Annotated in this window: 13 protein-coding genes and 1 pseudogene; 8 read left to right on the top strand and 6 right to left on the bottom strand. The window is 57.8% G+C overall.

The window, feature by feature from the left end; translation table 11 throughout:
• Window positions 1-14 precede the first annotated feature (14 nt).
• Window positions 15-755: a GntR family transcriptional regulator gene (locus tag I554_RS0124025; RefSeq protein WP_024575816.1), complete on the bottom strand. Its 741-nt coding sequence runs from the start codon at window positions 753-755 to the stop codon at window positions 15-17.
• Between the two features lie 197 nt (window positions 756-952).
• The gene (locus tag I554_RS0124020; protein ID WP_024575817.1) at window positions 953-2,296 is read right to left on the bottom strand and encodes an MFS transporter; all 1,344 of its coding nucleotides are present in this window, start codon (window positions 2,294-2,296) and stop codon (window positions 953-955) included.
• A gap of 371 nt (window positions 2,297-2,667) precedes the next feature.
• Between I554_RS0124020 and I554_RS0124015 the strand changes: the two genes are divergently transcribed.
• Window positions 2,668-4,686 (top strand): molybdopterin-dependent oxidoreductase, encoded by a 2,019-nt coding sequence (locus I554_RS0124015; RefSeq protein ID WP_024575818.1) that lies wholly within the window; start codon window positions 2,668-2,670, stop codon window positions 4,684-4,686.
• Here the strand turns inward: I554_RS0124015 and I554_RS0124010 are convergent.
• Entirely contained in the window at window positions 4,649-5,359 is a 711-nt protein-coding gene (locus tag I554_RS0124010) for a GntR family transcriptional regulator (protein ID WP_051373157.1), read from the bottom strand. The genes I554_RS0124015 and I554_RS0124010 overlap by 38 nt on opposite strands.
• Window positions 5,360-5,599: 240 nt before the next feature.
• Here I554_RS0124010 and I554_RS0124005 point away from each other — a divergent pair, with 240 nt between their 5' ends.
• The 3 genes from I554_RS0124005 (at window position 5,600) to I554_RS0123990 (ending at window position 9,948) form a co-directional block, all read left to right on the top strand.
• Window positions 5,600-6,034, top strand: coding sequence for a cupin domain-containing protein (locus I554_RS0124005; protein ID WP_024575820.1), 435 nt, complete (start codon window positions 5,600-5,602; stop codon window positions 6,032-6,034).
• Between the two features lie 174 nt (window positions 6,035-6,208).
• Window positions 6,209-8,254, top strand: coding sequence for a hydantoinase/oxoprolinase family protein (locus I554_RS0123995; RefSeq protein ID WP_024575821.1), 2,046 nt, complete (start codon window positions 6,209-6,211; stop codon window positions 8,252-8,254).
• Window positions 8,255-8,256: 2 nt separating this feature from the next.
• A complete protein-coding gene (locus I554_RS0123990; RefSeq protein WP_024575822.1) occupies window positions 8,257-9,948 on the top strand; it encodes a hydantoinase B/oxoprolinase family protein in 1,692 nt (563 codons plus the stop codon).
• 394 nt (window positions 9,949-10,342) lie between these two features.
• Here the strand turns inward: I554_RS0123990 and I554_RS0123980 are convergent, their stop codons facing one another.
• Genes I554_RS0123980 through I554_RS0123970 form a run of 3 tightly spaced genes read right to left on the bottom strand, consistent with a single transcriptional unit; the run spans window position 10,343 to window position 14,945 of the window.
• A complete protein-coding gene (locus I554_RS0123980) occupies window positions 10,343-12,889 on the bottom strand; it encodes a branched-chain amino acid ABC transporter ATP-binding protein/permease (protein WP_024575823.1) in 2,547 nt (848 codons plus the stop codon).
• Entirely contained in the window at window positions 12,886-13,761 is an 876-nt protein-coding gene (locus I554_RS0123975) for a branched-chain amino acid ABC transporter permease (protein WP_024575824.1), read from the bottom strand. The genes I554_RS0123980 and I554_RS0123975 overlap by 4 nt, the downstream gene beginning before the upstream one ends.
• Before the next feature lie 35 nt (window positions 13,762-13,796).
• Window positions 13,797-14,945 (bottom strand): ABC transporter substrate-binding protein, encoded by a 1,149-nt coding sequence (locus I554_RS0123970; protein ID WP_192817757.1) that lies wholly within the window; start codon window positions 14,943-14,945, stop codon window positions 13,797-13,799.
• 309 nt (window positions 14,946-15,254) lie between these two features.
• Between I554_RS0123970 and I554_RS0123965 the strand changes: the two genes are divergently transcribed.
• The 4 genes and pseudogenes from I554_RS0123965 to I554_RS27510 form a co-directional block, all read left to right on the top strand.
• Window positions 15,255-16,172, top strand: a complete 918-nt coding sequence (locus tag I554_RS0123965; protein WP_024575826.1) for a polysaccharide deacetylase family protein — start codon at window positions 15,255-15,257, stop codon at window positions 16,170-16,172.
• 64 nt (window positions 16,173-16,236) lie between these two features.
• Window positions 16,237-17,433, top strand: coding sequence for an amidohydrolase family protein (locus I554_RS0123960; protein ID WP_024575827.1), 1,197 nt, complete (start codon window positions 16,237-16,239; stop codon window positions 17,431-17,433).
• A 135-nt stretch (window positions 17,434-17,568) separates the two neighbouring features.
• Complete coding sequence (locus I554_RS0123955) at window positions 17,569-18,321, top strand: TetR family transcriptional regulator (protein WP_024575828.1); 753 nt, start codon at window positions 17,569-17,571, stop codon at window positions 18,319-18,321.
• 226 nt (window positions 18,322-18,547) lie between these two features.
• Window positions 18,548-18,923, top strand: a pseudogene (locus I554_RS27510) (DUF2877 domain-containing protein); the annotation flags it as partial.

Below are 18,923 nucleotides of genomic sequence, written 5' to 3'. Positions count from 1 at the left end.
GCCGGAGCGTTTGGTTAGCTGCGATTCATCAGATCGCGCCGAAGCGCGAAACAATTCCGGTGGTAATGAAAATCCGCGACATAGATCGCAACATTCCGGTCGTCCAGAAGAACGATCCTGCAGTCGGCGGTGGGCTCGCCAAGTCCGATCTTGAGTAGGTCGGCGACCTCGGGATTCGCTATGCCGATCGTCACCGTCTGATAGGCGTGACTGATCGAGATATCCTTCATCTCCATGATGCGCGGCAGGGCCGGTAACCGCGTGAACTGTTTCCGTTCGCGTGCGAATATCTCCTGCGACAGGTGCAGGTTGACGACCGAGAACGGCTCATCCCCGTTGTACTGCACGCTTCTCAGCAGCGCATATCTATGCGCGGGGACACCTTCGCTCTCGCCGAGGGGAGGGCTGGCAACTTTTTCCTCGATATGGACGATCTCGACGCGATTGTCCTTGATCGAGCTGATAAGGCCGTCGAGGTCATTGGCGATGTTCAGCCAGTGCCGTTCCTTCGGCACGTAAGATACAAAGGTGCCGAGACCTTGCCGGGAATCGAGCATTTTTTCTTCGCGAAGAATCTCGATGGCCTTGCTGATGGTGATCTTAGCAACGCCGAATTCGGCTTCGAGTTCTTCGATCGTCGAGATCTTGTCCCCGTTCTGCCAGCGGCCCGCTTCAATGCGCTGCCGCATTACCGATGCCAGCTGCAAGTACAGAGGCATCCGGCTGCGGTCGAAAATGACGGAGAGCTTATTCATCTCTCTATTATAGAGTAGTCCTATAAATAAGGCGAGGCGAGTTTCGAGATCTTCTAAAGCGCCAACGGATCATGCGAATCTGATGTGGCGGCCGCGAGCCAACGCTTTGATCCGGACGCAAAAAAGCCCGCCGTTGGCGGGCCTTGAGTGGCAGGTATGACGGAGGCCGCGCGTGTCCTGCGCTGCCTCCGTTTGAACTAGTTGGTCGCGACAGCCTTCGCCGAAATGACCGGAGCCACGTTGGCCTGGCCGTGCTTGGCAGCAAACCCGGCATATGAGAGCAGCAAGACGCCGAGAAATGAGACGCCGGCAAGGACGCTGTAAAAGATGGCAAGCGGCCACCATTGTCCGGGATAATTGCTGGTCAGGACGACGCCGATCATCGGCGTGAAGCCACCAAAGATCGCTCCGCCCAGCTGGTAGGCTGCCGAGATTGAGGTGTATCGCACCTCCACCGGAAAAACCTTGCTCGCGTATCCTGCAATCACCGCGTAGAAGCCTGATGCGCAAAGCGTGGCGAGCGAAACGCCGGCGACAATGCCGATCTGGGTTTTCAGTTCGACCAGCAGGAACATCGGGTAGGGCGCGAGCATTGCGAGCGCTGAGGCGATCAGCAGGAATTTGCTGTCACCGATTTTCTCCGCGATCTTTGCTGCGACCAACTGCCCGATAAACTGAACAACCGCGACCATCGCAAGACACTCCAGGATCAGCGAGCGGTCGAGGCCCAGAGTCCTTGTGGTATAAGCGATAAGGAAGGTGTTGGTGAAATAGAATCCGGCCGTGCCAATTGTGAATGCCAGCAGCGTGAAGATGATAGGTTTGGTTGCGCTGCGAAAAGCCTCGATGATTGGAAAGCGCGACAGCGTCTTGCGTTCGGTGGCTTCGGCGAATTCGGGGGACTCATTGACACCCAGCCGGATCATCATGCCGATGATCAGCAGAACAAAGCTGAGCAGGAACGGGATTCGCCATCCCCATACGGCGAAGTTTTCCCCGGACATGCGGGTGACGATCGCAAATATCCCCATCGACAGGAGCACGGCGGCAGGGCTGCCGAGCTGGGCGAAGGAGGCATACCATGTGCGCTGCTCCTTTGGCGCATGTTCACCGGCCATGAGAACTGCGCCGCCCCATTCTCCGCCGACGGAGACGCCTTGCAGAAGGCGGCAGACGATCAGCAGGATCGGCGCCCAGATTCCGATCTGCGAGTAGGTCGGGAGAAGGCCGATGGCTGTGGTGGCCGTTCCCATCAGAAGAAGTGTCGCGATCAGAGAGCGCTTTCGCCCGAAGCGGTCGCCGAGATGGCCGAACAGAAATCCGCCGAATGGTCTTGCGAAGAAGCCGACAGCGAATGTTGCGAACGATGCCAACAGTCCGACACTCGGATCACTGTTCGGGAAAAAGAGCTGCGGAAAGATCAGGGCGGAGGCCGTGCTGTAGACAAAGAAGTCGTACCACTCGATGGTGGTGCCGGCGAACGCGGCGGTTGCCGCCCGCACGGGCTGGCGTTTGACGCTCGCTGATGATGTTGCACTCATTTCGTTCTCCTTGAGGGAATGACAACTTTCAGGTTCGCAAGACCTGTGCCAGTCCCCGCGCGACCCTCCCCAGCAGGTCTGACGGGAATTTTATTCAATTATTTCAAGTGCAAGTTTACAGATGGCGACCGTTGATGGCTTCTTATGGGTTGCCTGTTTGTATTACTTGCCTGCATAAAAGATTACCAGAATGATAATTTTGAATGCAAGACAAATAATCTTGGATACAATATTTTAAACCAAGTTCGCCAGCGCCTGCGGTCGGGTGCGTTTCCAGGCTTCAAAAGCCGGAGACGAAGCGGCCGCGCCGACGGGCATCTGCTTGCCTTGCGGTGCCTGCAAGGATGAATCGGGATTGGATAACAGGCTCAATGGTTGAGAAGATTTACACATCATGCACTCTCGACTGCCCGGATGGCTGCGGTGTCATCGCGCACGTCGAGAACGGGCGAGTGATCAAGCTCGAAGGTCACCCCGATCATGAATTTACGAACGGCTATCTCTGCGCCAAGACTTACAGGTTTCCGCGTCGTGTCTATAGCGCGGAGCGCCAGCTTCATCCGCTTCGAAGGGCTGACAACTCGATAAACTCGCCTTGGGTGCGCATCGGCTGGGACGAGGCGCTGGATCTGGTCGCGCAAAAAATAAGAACATTGAAAGAGACCTCGGGTCCACTTTCCATGATGCATTATCAGCGGACCGGATCTTGGGGCGTCACCAAAAAACTCGGACATCGTTTCTGGAATCTTCTGGGCGGCGTTACGACCGCGAGCGGTTCGCTTTGCAGTGGAGCAGCGCGCGCTGGACAGAAACTCGATTTCGGCGTGAGGCTAGGTCATGATCCGTCTGACACGGTCAATAGCAAGCTTGTTTTGCTCTGGGGGCGGAATCCGCTGGCGACGAACCTCCATCAAGTGCCGTTGCTAAAGAGCGTGCGAGAGAGAGGTGGTAGGGTGGTTCTCGTCGATCCCGTGAAAAGCGAGTCCGCGACAATCTGCGATCAGCACATCCAGCCTCGGGTTGCCACAGACGCCGCCTTTGCGCTGGGGCTTGCCAAGATCATTTTGTCGGAAGGCCTCGAAGACCGGGACTTCATTGAAAAGCATACGCACGGGATCTCTGAATTTCGCTCTCTTCTAGAGCGGCATTCTCTGGAGGAGTTGAGTGCTCGGTGCGGTGTAGCCGTATCCGACATGCAGGTGATCGCTCGCGAGTATGCGACAACAAGACCGTCGTCCATTCTGCTCGGATGGGGGCTCAACAAATATAAGAGCAGCGCGGAAATATTCCGATGCGTTGATGCCTTGGCGGCGATCTGTGGCCAGATCGGTATTGCGGGTGGCGGCGTTACGCACGGTTTCGATACCCAACGGCTGTTCGACAAACGCATCGAAGCAGCCGACCGTGCCGAATTTCGTCGCGCAATCCCAGAGCCTTTGCTTGGCCGCGGACTCATGGACGCGAGCGACCCGCCCGTCCGAATGATGTTTGTGAATGGAGGAAATCCGGTCAACCAATCGCCGAATTCAAACCTCGTCGCCGAAGCCCTCAAGCGGCTGGAGTTTGTTGTTGTGGTCGACAGCTTCCTCACCGACACGGCGGACTATGCGCACGTGTTTCTTCCGACAACGACATTTCTGGAGGAAGAGGATGCGCTCGTCTCCTGGGGCCACAACATTCTTGGCGGTGTCAATCCCGCGATTGAGCCGGTCGGTGAATCCAGATCCGATCTGTGGATATTTCAGCAACTTGCAAACCGCCTTGGTGTTGGCGCTGAGATGGCCGGATCGCCGCGTGAATGGCTGAAGCGGATTCTCTCGCCGATGCAGGAGCGGGGTGTGTCGGTCGATGCGTTGCTCGAAGGGCCGATACGCTGCCCGGTGGCACCGATGGTGCCGTTCGCGGACAAAAAATTTCCGACACGCTCGGGGCGGTTCGAATTTATCGATGCCGTTGAAACGACGCCGCGCGTTGATCCTAACTATCCGCTGACGTTTGTTACCAATTTCAGCAAGAAGTGGCTGCTGTCCCAAATGCTGGAAACCGAGCATCCGAAAACAGCCTCGGTTCGTATCGGACTGGAAGTTGCGAAGGAGGCGGGGATCGAAAATGGGCAGATCGCGCTACTGCGATCGAGCGTCGGCGAGTTGCAAGTCGAAGTCCTGGTGGATCCGCGCGTGGGTGCAGGAATGGTCATCATGCCGGTGGGCACATGGATGAAGCGCGGCGGCGGCGCTAACGTGCTGACGGAAGATATTATGTCGAATTTTGGGGAAATGGCCGCATATGGTGAGACCCGCGTGCGCCTCGAAAGGATTGAGGCTGTGATCGAAGCAGGCGAGAGTGCCGATCTCAATCCTCAGCCGGTTGATTTGCAAATGACGCAATAACGAATTCGCCAGCTTCCAGAATGTGATCGACCATTGCACGTCGGGCACGCGCGGGTTCGCGATCTTCGAGTGCCTTAAGGATTTTTTCGTGCTGCGTGATGTTCGATTCGATTCGGAAGCTGTTCATGCTCAGCGCTGACGATAGCATCACGCTGCGTGCATAGCCCGAGGTGACCTCCTGGATTGTGCGAGCGAGATACCGGTTATTGGAAGATTCACAGATGGTCTTGTGAAACTTGGCGTTCATGTCGATCCAGCGTTGCGATGCCTCCTGAAACCAGTCAGGACTGACCCGCGATGCGCGTGTATCGCCGCCACGGTCACTGCGCAACTCTTTCACGGCGCTTACAAATTCATCGTGGGCAATTCGCAGTTCTGCGAGTTGTTGGTCAGTGATCCATCGCGCAGATAGTTGAGCGGCGAGACCTTCGAGCTCAGCTCGCACCTGGTACATCTCGCTGATTTCGCGGCTCGAAGGCGCGCGTACGACAGCGCTGCGGCGTTGTGCCTGACTGACGATGCCCTTTGCCTCGAGCCGCGAAAGCGCCTCTCTGATCGGCGTGCGGCTCACATCGAATTCCTGCGCAAGCAATTCCTGCTTCAGGCGGGTGCCGGGCGGGTAATCGCCGGCAACAATCTTCGCCTGAATCTTGTTGGCGAGTTCTTCGATCAACTTCGGAGATGCTGCGACTTTCAAGGCTTCAACCGCGTTCTGTGAATCGGCCAGTTTTGCGTAGTCGCTGTATGGCGGATAGGCAAGCGATCCATGGCTCCTCGCTCGAAATAACCTCCAACACCCAGTGGGATTATCCCAAGCTTTACAAGCATTGCGGAAACCAAAGCTTCTTGACTTTCCAATTTTTGGATACAATAATAATTATCTTGGATGTAAAACCCTGCCGGGAGCATAAGGATGACCAACGAGACCACGACGCACTATGCGCCAGAATTCAAGCATGTCAGCGAAATGGAATGGGAAATGGGTCGGTTCAAAAACAAGACCAAGTTTCTGTTTCACCCGACTCCGGAACGCCCCACCGAGCCGAACGCCGGTATTCTCAACTATGAGCCGGGCGCGAGTTTCCCGTTGCACAAGCACGACTTTGCTCAGGTCTGGTACATTCTGGAGGGCGAATTCCAGTTCGGTGACAAATTGTACAAGCCGGGCACGTTTGCTTTCATGCCGGATCCGCATTTCGAATATGAAATGAAAACGGAAACCGGAGGCAAGATCATCTTCTTGCAGTACCCGGGGCCGACGACCGGCGGCAGACCAGTCTATGCGGGCCGCATGAATCTGAAGGCTGACGAGGTGAAGGCCTACGAGCCCGCCGATCTCGAACATTAAACTGATGTGGCTGTCCGGCTCCGATTCATTCGTGGTCGGACGCCTCGCAATCAAACCGCCGGAACTGCGGGTAAAGCGTTGGCGTGAGCGAGCCCATCGCTCTCGCAATCCGGTGCTCGGCACAGAAAATGCATAACGTTCGAGTACGAACGAAACAGGGATGATGGTATTCTCATGGGATCGGTCATTGTCGGTTGCGACGTTGGTGGAACATTCACGGACCTTATTCTGCATGATCCTGCCAATGGCGGATTGCAGTTGGCGAAGGTGCCGACCACAACTGCCAACCAGGCCCACGGCGTGCTTGCTGCTTTCGAGAAGACGGGCCGAAGCGCGGACGGCATAGACCTCTTCATTCACGGTACAACCGCGACGACTAATGCCTTGCTTGAACGCAAACTGGCGAAATGCGGGCTGATCACCACAAGAGGATTTCGCGATGTCCTTGAGCTTGGTCGTCGCACCCGGCCAAATCCTTATGGCCTGATCGGAACATTCGTTCCTGTCATTCCTCGCGATCTTCGCCATGAAGTCACCGAGCGCATGGATGCGTCGGGCAATGTCGTCGCAGCGCTCGCCGAAGACGAGCTAAGGGCCGTTGCGAAGAAGCTTCTTGAGCAAGGCGCCGAGTCTGTCGTCGTGCATTTTTTGCACTCCTATGCCAACCCGGAGCATGAGTTGAAGGCCGTCGAGATCATCAGATCGATCTGGCCCAATGAATATGTCACGGCCGGACATCAGATTATTGCTGAGTGCCGCGAATACGAACGCGGTGTAACGGCCGCGGTGAACGGTTCCGTTCAGCCGATTCTCGATCGTTATCTCGACAAGCTCCAGGCGGAACTGAAATCTCGCGGGCTGAAACGTCAGTTGCTGGTAATGCAGGGCAATGGCGGGACTGCCTCTTCCTCCATTGTAACGCATGCGGCGGTTCATACGGTCATGTCAGGCCCTGCGTCCGGTGTGATTGCGGCCGCAAGTACGGCGACGGCAGCCGGCTATCCTAATGTCGTTACCTACGACATGGGCGGGACATCCACCGATGTAGCCCTAATTCAGGATGGTGTGCCGCTCGTCTCATCCGAGCTTGAAATTGAATACGCGATGCCGATCCACGTTCCGATGGTTGATGTTCACACTGTCGGGGCGGGAGGAGGGTCGATCGCTCATGTCAATGAGGCCGGCTTGCTCCAGATCGGACCTAAAAGTGCTGGCGCTATTCCCGGACCGATCTGCTTTGGGCGCGGCGGGGTCGAACCAACAATAACTGACGCCAATCTCGCGCTGGGCCGCCTAAACCCAGAGCGTCTCCTCGGTGTTGAGAGATCAACCACATTGGAAGCGGTGACAGATGCGCTGACAACGCAAGTCGGCGGCCCCCTCAATCTGAGCGGTGAGGAAGCTGCCGCTGCTGTTGTGCGGGTTGCCAATGACAAGATGGCAGGCGCAATTCGTCTGGTCTCGCTTTCGCGTGGTCACGATCCGCGCGATTTCGTTCTGCTTGCATTTGGTGGAGCAGGGCCGTTGCACGCTGCGGCACTCGCACGCGAACTCGGAATTCCAAAAGTTCTGATCCCGGCGCGTCCGGGTCTGACAAACGCTCTTGGATGCCTGGTTGCCGACCTCCGTCACGATTTCGTGCGTACCGTCAACAAGCCGCTTCCGTTGCTAAGCGAGGCGGATGTGCTTGGAATACTCGACGCTCACATCGAAGAGGGGCAACGCATCGTCCGGCAGGAAAATGTGGAAATCGAGAGTGTTCACGTCTTCCATACCGCGGACATGCAATTCCAGGGTCAAACGCACATCCTGAATGTCGCTGTTTCGGGCAAGGATGTAAAGATCAGCGAACTCCACGATGCGTTTGCCAAGGCCTACTGGAATCGCTTCAGGGTCGCGTTGCCGGAGATCAAGCCCGTTCTGGTGAATCTGCACACGGCGGTCATCGGCAAGCGAAAACCGTTTCCGGTGGATGCGCTGACATCCAGGAAGACGGGAAAAACAGTTGCTGATGCACAATTAAACACGAGGCGTGTCTGGTTCGACGGCGGCTGGTTCGAAACCCCAGTTTACGACCGCGACCAGCTTCCGCTTAACAGTGAATTCGATGGCCCCGCAATTCTCGAACAATTAGATGCGACGACGGTCGTCCATCCTGGCGATCGCGTTAATGTCGATCATCTCGGAAACGTCATTCTGCAAGTTGCTGAAGGAAAGTAACGATGAAAATCATCGACCCAGTCACTCTTGCGGTTATTCAAAACGGCTTGCAGCAGGTCTGCAACGAAATGGACATGGCCTTCGTTCGCGCGGCTTTCAGCCCGGTGATTGCTGAAGGCCTCGATCGCTCGGACGGAATTTATCATCGCTCTACCGGGGAACTGATCGCCCAGGGCGAATTAGGCTTGCCGATATTCGTCGGAACGATGCAGTTCTCGACCCGTGCGGTCATCGATCGCGCCAAGACGGTCGACGACGGTGACATCTTCATTCTCAACGATCCATATCTCGGCGGCACGCACCTGATGGACGTCAAGTTCGTCAAGCCGTTTTTCTACAAAGGACAGTTGTTCGCGTGGCTTTCGAACACCGGGCATTGGCCGGATACAGGCGGCATGGTGCCCGGTGGGTTTTCGGCGAAAGCGACCGAGGTTGAGCAGGAGGGGTTGCGGCTTCCGCCGGTCAAGCTGTTCAAGAAGGGCGTCATCGATGAAGAGATCCTCTCGATTATCCTGTCGAACATTCGCATCGCCGATCAGCGCATCGGTGACATCCGGGCGCAGGCTGCGGCGCTTGAGATCGGCGAGCGGCGCTTGACGGCGCTCCTCGATCGCTATGGCGCCGATACCGTCGAACAGGCGATTGATCTTCTCAGGCAGGGTGCTGCTCAGCAGATGCGCGCGAAAATCGCGACGATTCCTGACGGTGAGTATCGCAGCACCACGATTGTAGACTCAGACGGGGTCATTGATGCGCCGCTCGAGATCAATCTGATCATCCGGAAACGTGGCGAGAGCCTTGAATTTGATCTCTCAGAATCGAGCCCGCCGTGCCGCGGCCCGATGAACAGCGTCATCGCAACAACGAAATCTGCGATCTATCTGGCGGTCAAGCACATCTTCCCGGAGGTGCCGATCAACGCCGGGACTTTTGAACCTCTCAATATCCCCGTTCCTGTAAATACGTTTCTGGATGCGAAATATCCGCGGCCGGTGTCGGGATGCGCAGCCGAAGTGAGCCAGCGTATTGCCGAAGCGGTTTTCCTCGCACTTGCCGAAGCGCTGCCAGAACGTCTGTTCGCCGCGCCGGCAGGCACGAGCGGGAATCTGGCGATCGGCGGCGTCGATCCGGAAACCGGTAATGGTTTCGTCATGTACATTGTGACCGGCGGCGGATACGGCGGTTCTGCCGAACTCGATGGCATATCCAATGGCTGTTCGACCATTGGCATTGCCAAGACGCCTCCGATTGAAATTCTGGAGCAACGCTTTCCCGTTCTCTTCAAGGAATTTTCCATTGCCGAGGGATCCGCTGGTTCAGGCCGCCAGCGCGGTGGGTTTGGTGTGCGTTACGCGGTGGCGCTTCGCCGCGGCGATGCGCGCGCATCGTTCGTGATGGATCACGGCAGGGTGGGGCCGCCGGGAATTCTCGGAGGTGATCCGGGGCAGCCGAACCGCATTGAAATCTTTCAATCGGGAAGAAAGGTTGTGCCGCTTCACCTGTCCAAGGATCAGGACATTGAGATGCATGCAGGCGACGTCATCCGCGTGCAGACGCCGGGCGGCGGCGGATACGGACCGTCGTCGGACAGGTCATCGTTGCTGATTCAGCGAGACAAGCAATACGGATACGGCGAAAGCTCGTCGCTGGATCCATTTGGAGACGATGTCAAAAAGCAGCATGCTGCTGAATAGCGGGACCGGGATGCACAGGCGCTGAGTATCGTGATCTCAGCGCCTGCCTTGCGCGTTGAGGTGCGGGCTCTGACAAAGGCCGGTGTCCCGCCGCAGTGAGAAGCCTCCTTGACCTTGCGGCGTGGTGCAATCACACGCCATCGGCGTGATCATTGCGCCGCTTTCGTTGCGCAACGTCGACATGCATCAAACCATCATCGGACGCTCTGCGCGCAGCATAATTATTGCGTTGCTTCCGCGCGGCATCCGCGGCAATGCGTCCATATTGTGAATGTTCTCGAATTTCGCCGAAACAAGAAGGCCTCGGACAAGAAAACGATCGAATCGCGCTGACGGACCTTACTTGAAGAGATCGAAGCTGATGCACTTCGAGTGCGTCAGCTTCGTCGATTTATCAGGCGCCGACAACAATCCTTTGAGCCGTGCCGCTGGCTTGAGCATCTCCGCCGAGATAGGCGGCTTCGAGCGAGGGGTCTTCCGCGATGGTTTCCGCCAGTCCGGCTTTCACAATCGCGCCCGTCTCCAGGAGATAAGCCCTGTCGGCCAGGGCAAGAGCCTGTCCGGCCATTTGATCGACAACGATCAGCGTCATGCCTTCAACGCGAAGGCGTTCGAAGGACGCAAAAAGCTCGTCGACCACAAGCGGTGCGAGGCCGAGCGAGGGCTCGTCCAGCATCAGCACCTTCGGCGACGTCAGCAGGCCGCGAGCAACGGCCAGCATTTGTTGTTCACCGCCGGAGAGGAGACCGGCGCGGTGATCAATACGCTGGTTCAGGCGCGGAAAGCGGGCCAGCATGGTTTCGACTTCGGCATCGAGATCAATACCCGTACGGGCATAAGCCCCGAGCTGCAGGTTCTGCCGGACAGTGAGTTCCGGGAATACCTGTCGTCCTTCCGGCACCAGCACAATACCAATACGAGCACGCGCATGCGCTGGCAGGCTGTCGATACGTTTGCCGGAAAGCGAAATCTCCCCGGTTGCACGCGGCGGCTCCAATCCCGCAATCGAGCGCATCAGTGTGGTTTTGCCAGCGCCGTTTGCACCAAGAACGGCTATGGCTTCGCCGTCTCCGACAACGACGTTAATGTCTTCGAGCGCCTGCGACAGACCATAGAATGCCTCGAGTTTCTTGATATCGAGTACAGCCTCTTGTCCGGCCTGACGTGCGGGGCGGCGCTGCTTTTCGCTTGCCGTCGCATCGCCGAGATAGGCTTTCCGGACCAGAGGATCGTTTCGAATGGCCGCAGGCTCGCCGACGGCGATGCATTTGCCGCCGTCGAGCACCACGATGTGATCGCTGAGTGACATAATCATCGGCATGTCGTGCTCGACAATAATCACAGCGACACCGAGGTCTGCGATGCGTCGCAGCAGTGTTGTCAGCCGCTGCTTGTCGCCCTTTGATAAACCGGCGGCCGGCTCGTCCAGAAGGAGGACCTTTGGTCGCAGCGCAAGTGCCCGTGCGATTTCAACCAGGCGCTTCTCGCCGTGCGGCAGGGATTCCGCGAGTCGGTCGAGATCGCCGTCAACTCCTGCGAATCGCAACAGCGACTGTGCGAACCGCTCTGCGTCCGGATTGCGAAGGGGCGAAACGATGCCACCGAGCTTGCCCGCGGTTTCCGCCAGGAGTGTGTTCTCGATAATGGTGAGAGAACCGAACAGTTGCGTGGTCTGGAATGTCCGCGCCACGCCGGCGCGGGCGAGGACGTGCGACGGAAGGCCGGTCAGGTCCCTGTCGCCGAGTTTCACCGTGCCAGAGCTTGGCCGATAAAACCCGCAGAGAAGGTTGAGCGCGCTCGTTTTGCCAGCGCCGTTGGGACCGATCACACTCGTGACCTGACCGGGCTGCGCGTAAAACGATACGTTCTGCACCGCGCGGACACCGCCGAACGCGATCGAGAGGTCAGTGACGTTGAGCGGCGGAATGGAATTTTTTTCCACGCGAAGTCCGGTGCCGACGTCGCCAATCGTAGACACAGCCTCGGCGCCGGATTGTGATCGTGTGGCTGGATTGAATTTTGCGAAGAGTTGTCCAACGAGACCTGCAACTCCGTTTGGAGCGAGGCGCAGAACAGCGAACAGCAAAAGGCCAAATGCAAGCAGGCGATATTCCGCCAGATCGGACAGAAGCTCCGGCAGCAGCACGACAAGCACTGCACCGATGACCGGACCGAGAGCCGAACCTGCTCCGCCGATCATGACACCGAACAGCAGTAGAATCGACTGCAGGAAGGGGAATGAACTGGGGCTGATGTAGCCTTGAAGCGGGGCGAACAATGATCCCGCCAGCGCCATGGCTGCTGCTGAAATGACAAAAGCCATGGTACGCACGCGAACCAGATCGATGCCGACCGAGCGCGTTGCAACTTCGGAGTCGCGCGCGGCGCGCATGGCATAGCCCCAGCCGCTGCGTTTTAGCCGATCGAACAGGATGACGCCCGCAAACATCAGGACGACGCTCGCAATTGCGAGGCCCCGCTCAGACAATGGCATTCCGAAAACGCTCGGCGGAACGGTGAGGACCAGGCCATTGCCGCCACCGGTAAGGTCTCGCCATTCGATAGTGCCGTGTTCGACGATGAAGCCGAATGCGATCGTGACCATGGCCAGATATGGTCCTCGGACGCGTAGTGCCGGCATGGCAAGAAGGCCGCCGATGATGCTGACAAGCACGATGCCCGCTCCGGTGGCTAACAGATAAGGCCAGCCGGCCTTTTCCATCAGAAGCACCGTGGTGTAGGCGCCGATTGCCATGAAGCCGATGTGCCCGAGCGAGATCTGTCCGGCCAGTCCGAGCAGGACGTTGAGGCCGATGCAGGCAATGGCGGTCAGCGAAATGGTGGCGATGAGAAACACCGCGTAACTGTCGGCAACAGCGGTATAGCCAAGACCGATCGCAAGTACGGCGCTGCCGATGAGAATAGACGTGCGGGAAGTCATACCTTTTTCACTCCAGCGCGGCCGAGCAGCCCATGAGGCAGAACGACAAGAATCACGATAACGGAAGCGAATGTGATGATCTGGGTGTAAACGGAGCCGAGATAGCTGGTGGCGAACACCTCGATGAGTCCGAGACAAAGTCCCGCCAGCATGACGCCCCATGCGCTGCCGAGGCCTCCGATGATCGCAGCGGCAAATGCCTTGATGCCGAACAGCGTGCCCATTTCCGAAGAGACGTTGAACAGCGGCGCGATCAGGAGCGCGGCGATCCCGGCGAGAACCGCCGATATCGCATAGCTTGCCGCGATGGCGCGGCCAACATCGATGCCCATCAGGCGCGCGGCATTTGGGTTTTGCACGACCGCAAGCATGGCGACGCCGTGGCGCGTACGGCGGGTAAAAAGATGAAGCGCCGTTGCCAGCAGGAGGCCAACCACTGGTATCAGAAGCTGAAGCGGATAAACGCCAGCTCCCTCGACGATCTGAATAGGCTTCACCGCGAGCATCGAGGGGAAGCCGCGTGGCTCCTTTCCGAACACAAACAGCATCAGGTTGTCGACGATAATGCCCACGGCGACAGTGGCCATCAGCCAGTTGTCCGATCCGCGCTGTACGAATGGGCGCACGGCGTAGCGCTCGATGATCAGGCCATAGATGGCACAGATCGCAAGAACGGCCGGAATGCCAAGTGCGCCGGGCCATCCCCACAGGACAAGGAAAAAGTATCCGGCAACGGCTCCCAGAGTCATCGAGCTGCCCTGGGAGAAGTTCACCGTTCCGGATACGGCGTAAGTAACGTGAAAGCCGAGCGCGAGCAGCCCGTACATGCTGCCGAGCGCCAGTCCTGTGATGATCGCAGGAAGAAGTGACATGTGGTGACCGCCTTGTTTATCGGTTAACGGGCCGGTTACTTCTTCACGAACGGCAGGATGTGATTGTCCTCGAAGCGCGTCCAGATGTAGTCGTTCTCCGTGAGCGCATCGTGCTTCGTCTTGGTGAACGGCTTCTCATAGGTCTTGATCAAACCGTCGACGCGGTCGATTGCATAGAGGCCATCGCGAATTGCGACTGGCTCTGCTTTGCCGGCCTTCTCGATCGCGCGCGCGATGACGAGGACGGAGTCGTAAGCGTTGGCAACGCCGACGGCAGGCGTGATGTCGGCGGGACCCTTGATGTCAGGATATTTCGCCTGGAGCGCCGCGATGACTTTCTTCCCGACGGGCGAAAGGTCGCCGAAGAAGCTGTAGGTCTGAACGAAAATCACGTTCTTGGCGTTGGGGCCTGCAAGCTCGGTGAAGCGGCCTCCGGCCGGACCCCAATGAGAGACGATCGGCGGGGTCCAGCCCATCCGGTCCAGCGACTTTACCACCTGCGAGGCAGGACCGACGTTGCCGACCAGGAACAACGTATCGGCCCCCGCCTGCTTCAATCGTGACAGTTGCGGCACGACGTCGACATCGTTGCCCTCGAATTTCTCGATGCCCGCAGGTTCGGTGCCGGATGCTTTCATCGCGGCTTTGAGGCCGTGTTCGTTCGACTCGCCCCATGGATTATTGACCAGGATCAGACCTGGCTTTTTGGTATCGTAAGTCTTGCGCGCGAACTGAACGATGGCTTTGTCGACTTCGTCATCCATCGCCGACACACGGAACACGTAGTTATCGGCAGCGCCGTTCTGCGTGATATTGGTGCCTGCGGCCCATGGCACGACGAAAGGCATCTTGGCGTTGTTGACGAACGGCACGATGGCGAGAGCAACTGGTGTATCGAGACCGCCGAGTAGGGCTGAGACCTTCTCTCGCTGGATTAGTTCGCGTGCAGCAATGAGTCCTTTCGCTGGATTGCTTTCGTCGTCGCGGCGAACAAGTTCGAGTGGCCGGCCGAGAACGCCGCCCTTGGCGTTGATCTCTTCGATGGCGATGGTCGCTCCACGCGTTAGAGCTTCGCCAGCCCGTGCCGATTGACCGGAGAGGGCGGTGACGAGACCAATTTTGATGGGATCGGCGGCATGAACAGGTGAAGCGGCCAGCGTTACGGCGAAAGCCGCGCCCATCATGCCTTGCAGGATCGAAGGACGAGGAAAGGCACGGTTCGATGATGTCGAATTGTAGCGCATTCTGTTATTCCTCCCGATAAGGCGATCGCTCTCCGTATCGAGAACAAACTCGCCGGCGTTTCCGCCGTTCGTCGTTTCGCGAACTTGACGGAAGTAAAAACTTTCTTCAACTATAGTCGGAATGTCAAGCGGCCATAATTACTTTGAAGGAGTTTTCGGATGGTCGAGAAAACGTTCAGGCCACCAGAGGCGAGGAATGTGCCCATATCTGCGGCAGTTGCCGATACGTCGGGCAGTCCGAAAAGTCAGATGCGCGCGCGTGCCGGGAAAGTTCTCGAGATTGCTTCGCACGGGCGATATGGCTACAGCGCGATCGTCAATCGGCCGGATTTCAATTGGCCCGATGGCAAGCGCCTTGCCGTCTATATCGGTTTAAATCTTGAGCATTTCACATTTGGCGATGGACTTGGCGCGGAGTTGTGTCCCGGTGGGCCGCACCCGGATGTTCTCAACTATGCGTGGCGCGATTACGGTAACCGCGTTGGTGTCTGGCGGCTGATCGATCTCTTCGACGAACTTTCGCTGCCTGTATCCGTGCTCGCAAACAGCAGCATCTACCACTACTGCCCAGAAGTGATGGATGCTTTCCGGAAGCGGGGAGCAGAGGTGGTCGGTCACGGGCGTACGAACTCCGAACGGCAAGGCACATTGCTCGAAGCGGAGGAGCAGCAACTGATCGCCGAGTGTACCGGGGTCATTGTCGATGCCGAGGGGTGTCAGCCGGCAGGTTGGCTCGGTCCTTGGATTTCGCAATCCCATCTCACGCCGGATTTGTTGGCCGAGGCTGGCTACGGCTATCTGCTCGACTGGTGCATGGACGATCAGCCGATCTGGTTTTCAACCCGCAATGGCGGAAGAATTCTTTCGGTGCCCTATCCGCAGGAGTTGAACGACATCCCTTCCATCGTTGGACGAAAGGATTCGGGTGAGCAGTTCGCGCAAATGATAGTCGATAACTTCGAAGAAATGTTGGAGCAGTCGGCGAAACAGTCTCTCGTGATGGGGATAGCGCTCCATCCCTACCTGGTGGGGCAACCCCACCGCCTGCGGCCGCTGCGGCGCGCGCTGCAAACCATCGTCGCGAAGCGCAGCGACATCTGGATCACCACGGCTGGAGGTATCGCCGATTATTGCCGGACGCTCCCGGAAGGAATCATCCAGTCATAACTGTAGCGTTGTCGCGCGGCCGGCTGACGATGAATTCGCTTGCTTACAGATTTGGGGACTTCAATTGACCGACATCGACACGCTGTTTCAAAACGCCCGACTTCCCGATGGAAGAACGGCCGATATTGCCGTGAAGAACGGGCGTATTGCTGCTATCGCAGCCGGTCTGCGCGTCGCGGCGCGTGACAGTTCCGATTTCAATCATCGCCTGGTACTGCCGGGTTTGGTCGATGGTCATATTCATCTCGACAAGGGATTCATCGGTGACGGATGGAAGCCGCATCGCCCATGTACCGCGGGTTTCAATGTCCGCGAACGGGTTGAGTTCGAGAAGCAGGCGCTTGCCGAGGCAAAGCCGATTTCCGTGCGCGCCGCGGGCTTGATCGAATTGTGCGTCTCGCAGGGAACCACCCACATGCGCAGCCATGTCGATATCGACCCGCAGATCGCGTTGCGTAATCTTGAACAGGTGGCGGCGGTGCGCGACGCGCATCGCGATAAAGTCTCGATCCAAATCGTTGCCTTTCCGCAAAGCGGCATCGTGACCGCGCCCGGCACGCGCGAACTGCTTGAGGAGGCCGTCCGCAATGGGGCTGATCTTGTCGGCGGTCTCGACCCCGCCGGCTATGACGGTGACATCGCGGGACACCTCGATGCAATCTTTGATGTCGCGGAGCGTCATGGTGTCGGCATCGATATCCATCTGCACGACGGCGATCTGCTCGGTGTGTTCGAAATCGAGGAGATCGCGCGGCGCACGAAGGTGCTTGGACTTGGAGGGAGGGTGACAATCAGTCACGCCTATGCGCTGGGTCAGGTTCCGCGAGATATCGCGCTGCGGGCGGCAAATCGGCTCGCGGAAGCGGGGGTTTCGATTCTGACGAATGCGCCCGGCGCTCACGCCTTTCCGCCTGTCCTGCTGCTTCACGAGGCCGGCGTGAATGTCTTCGCGGGCAACGACAACATTCGCGATTCCTGGTGGCCTTACGGCGACGGCGATCTGCTGGAACGGGCGATGATCGTGGGATACCGCTCCGGCTTCAATACCGACGCGGAACTCGCGCTTGCATTCGACATGGTGACATCACAGGCGGCCCGTGCCCTTGGCATTAAGGGATACGGTCTCGTGGAAGGCGGGCCGGCGGATTTTCTCGTGATCGATGCGCAGCATGTTCAGGAGGCGGTTATCGCGCGGCCGAAGCCCCGTGATGTTTACAAAGCCGGCCGTCTGATCGTCCGCGGCGGTACGACGGTTATTTGATTGCTGTTGCGGCGATGTGGTAGCTAGGACCCATATTGCCCACAGAATGCAATTTCAGAGGTCGAATGACCCCGCCGGTAACGGCAACTATGTTAGAGTCATCAAATGCTTTCATGGTGTTGACCAGGTGCACGAATGAACGAGACGTCAGCAAAGAAGCAGCCCGCGAGAAAGAAAGCCACTGGGGGCAAGCGCAAACGGGATTCCGCCCTTACCAAGGAATCGATCCTGCAAGCCGCGACTTATGAGTTCTGTCGCAACGGACTTGGTGGAGCACGTGTCGACGCGATTGCCCACCGCGCAAAGGCCAATATGCGTCTGTTGTATCACTACTTCGGCGACAAGGACGGACTGTACCTAGCTGCTCTGGAGCACGTCTATACGGATATCCGCGCCGCCGAACAGCAGCTCAATCTCGATAGTCTCGATCCCGCAGTGGCTTTGCGTGAGCTGGTCGATTTTACATTTACGTTCTTCCAGAATCATCAAGACTACATCGCGATGATCAACACGGAGAATCTGCAGCGCGGAAAGTATCTTCGCAAATCCCGCAAGATTGCCGCGTTGACGATGCCGCTTGTATCGAACATCGAGAATATTCTTCGCCGGGGCGCTGCGGCCGGCGTTTTCCGCAGTGGGGTGGACCCTATCCAGCTCTACGTGACAATTACGGCATTCAGTTATTTCCATGTGTCGAACCGGCACACGCTGTCGTTGATGTTCGACAAGGATTTGGCCGATTCAAGCTGGCTTGAAGATCGCCGCAAGCATGCTCACGATGTGATTGTAACGTGGCTGACGGCTCCTGACGCGCTGCGCAAGGACGGAAAGAAGGTTTCCTCGCCGAAGCTTTCTCCTGTGCAGGGAAAAGCAACCAACCTCGTTTAGCCCCGTCTTGGTGCGCCTCGGCGGACGCGTGGTCCATAATTCCGGGCGATCGTGCCCTTGATGCTAGCCGGATCCATGCGCGGTGCGGCCCTGCCGTTTGACATCATTAAGTAAGAATATTATTACTTATCTGCTTTCGGGCGCGGATCGTCGAGAGGCAGATGTGGAAATAGCGGATCGAATTCAGGGTTCGGTATCAGTGCCGCGACGAGTCGGACCCCGGCCCTTGCCGGCGATTCTCGAAATGGGGCTTCTCGCCAGGAAGGCTCTTCGGAGCGAGAGCGAGGGGCGGGTCGCTGCTGTTTTCGAAAGTTCGTTTTATGCTGTGCTTGGCAGCCAATGGATTTGTGTTGGCCTTCCGCATCTTGGCTCTGGTCCGTTGCATGTCCTGTGTGAGCAGCGGCCGGAATTCTGGCCAGTGGTAGGTGCTGCGGCCGCAGTGCTCGGCTCGATTCTCGTTATCGACAACCAGCCGTTTGCTACCTTCAATGATGCTTTCATCTGGGAACCAGAGCTGACGTTAGGTTGGACGCTTGCCGGTTTGCGGTGCGGGCTTGGAGCTGTTGACGCACTTTGGCGGGTGGGTCCGGGGGAGGCGGGGT

Source organism: Afipia sp. OHSU_II-C1, from assembly GCF_000497575.1.
Classification (GTDB): Bacteria; Pseudomonadota; Alphaproteobacteria; order Rhizobiales; family Xanthobacteraceae; genus Afipia.
The sequence above is the reverse complement of the archived record's forward strand: the minus strand, read 5'-3'. Positions and strand labels throughout refer to the sequence as shown.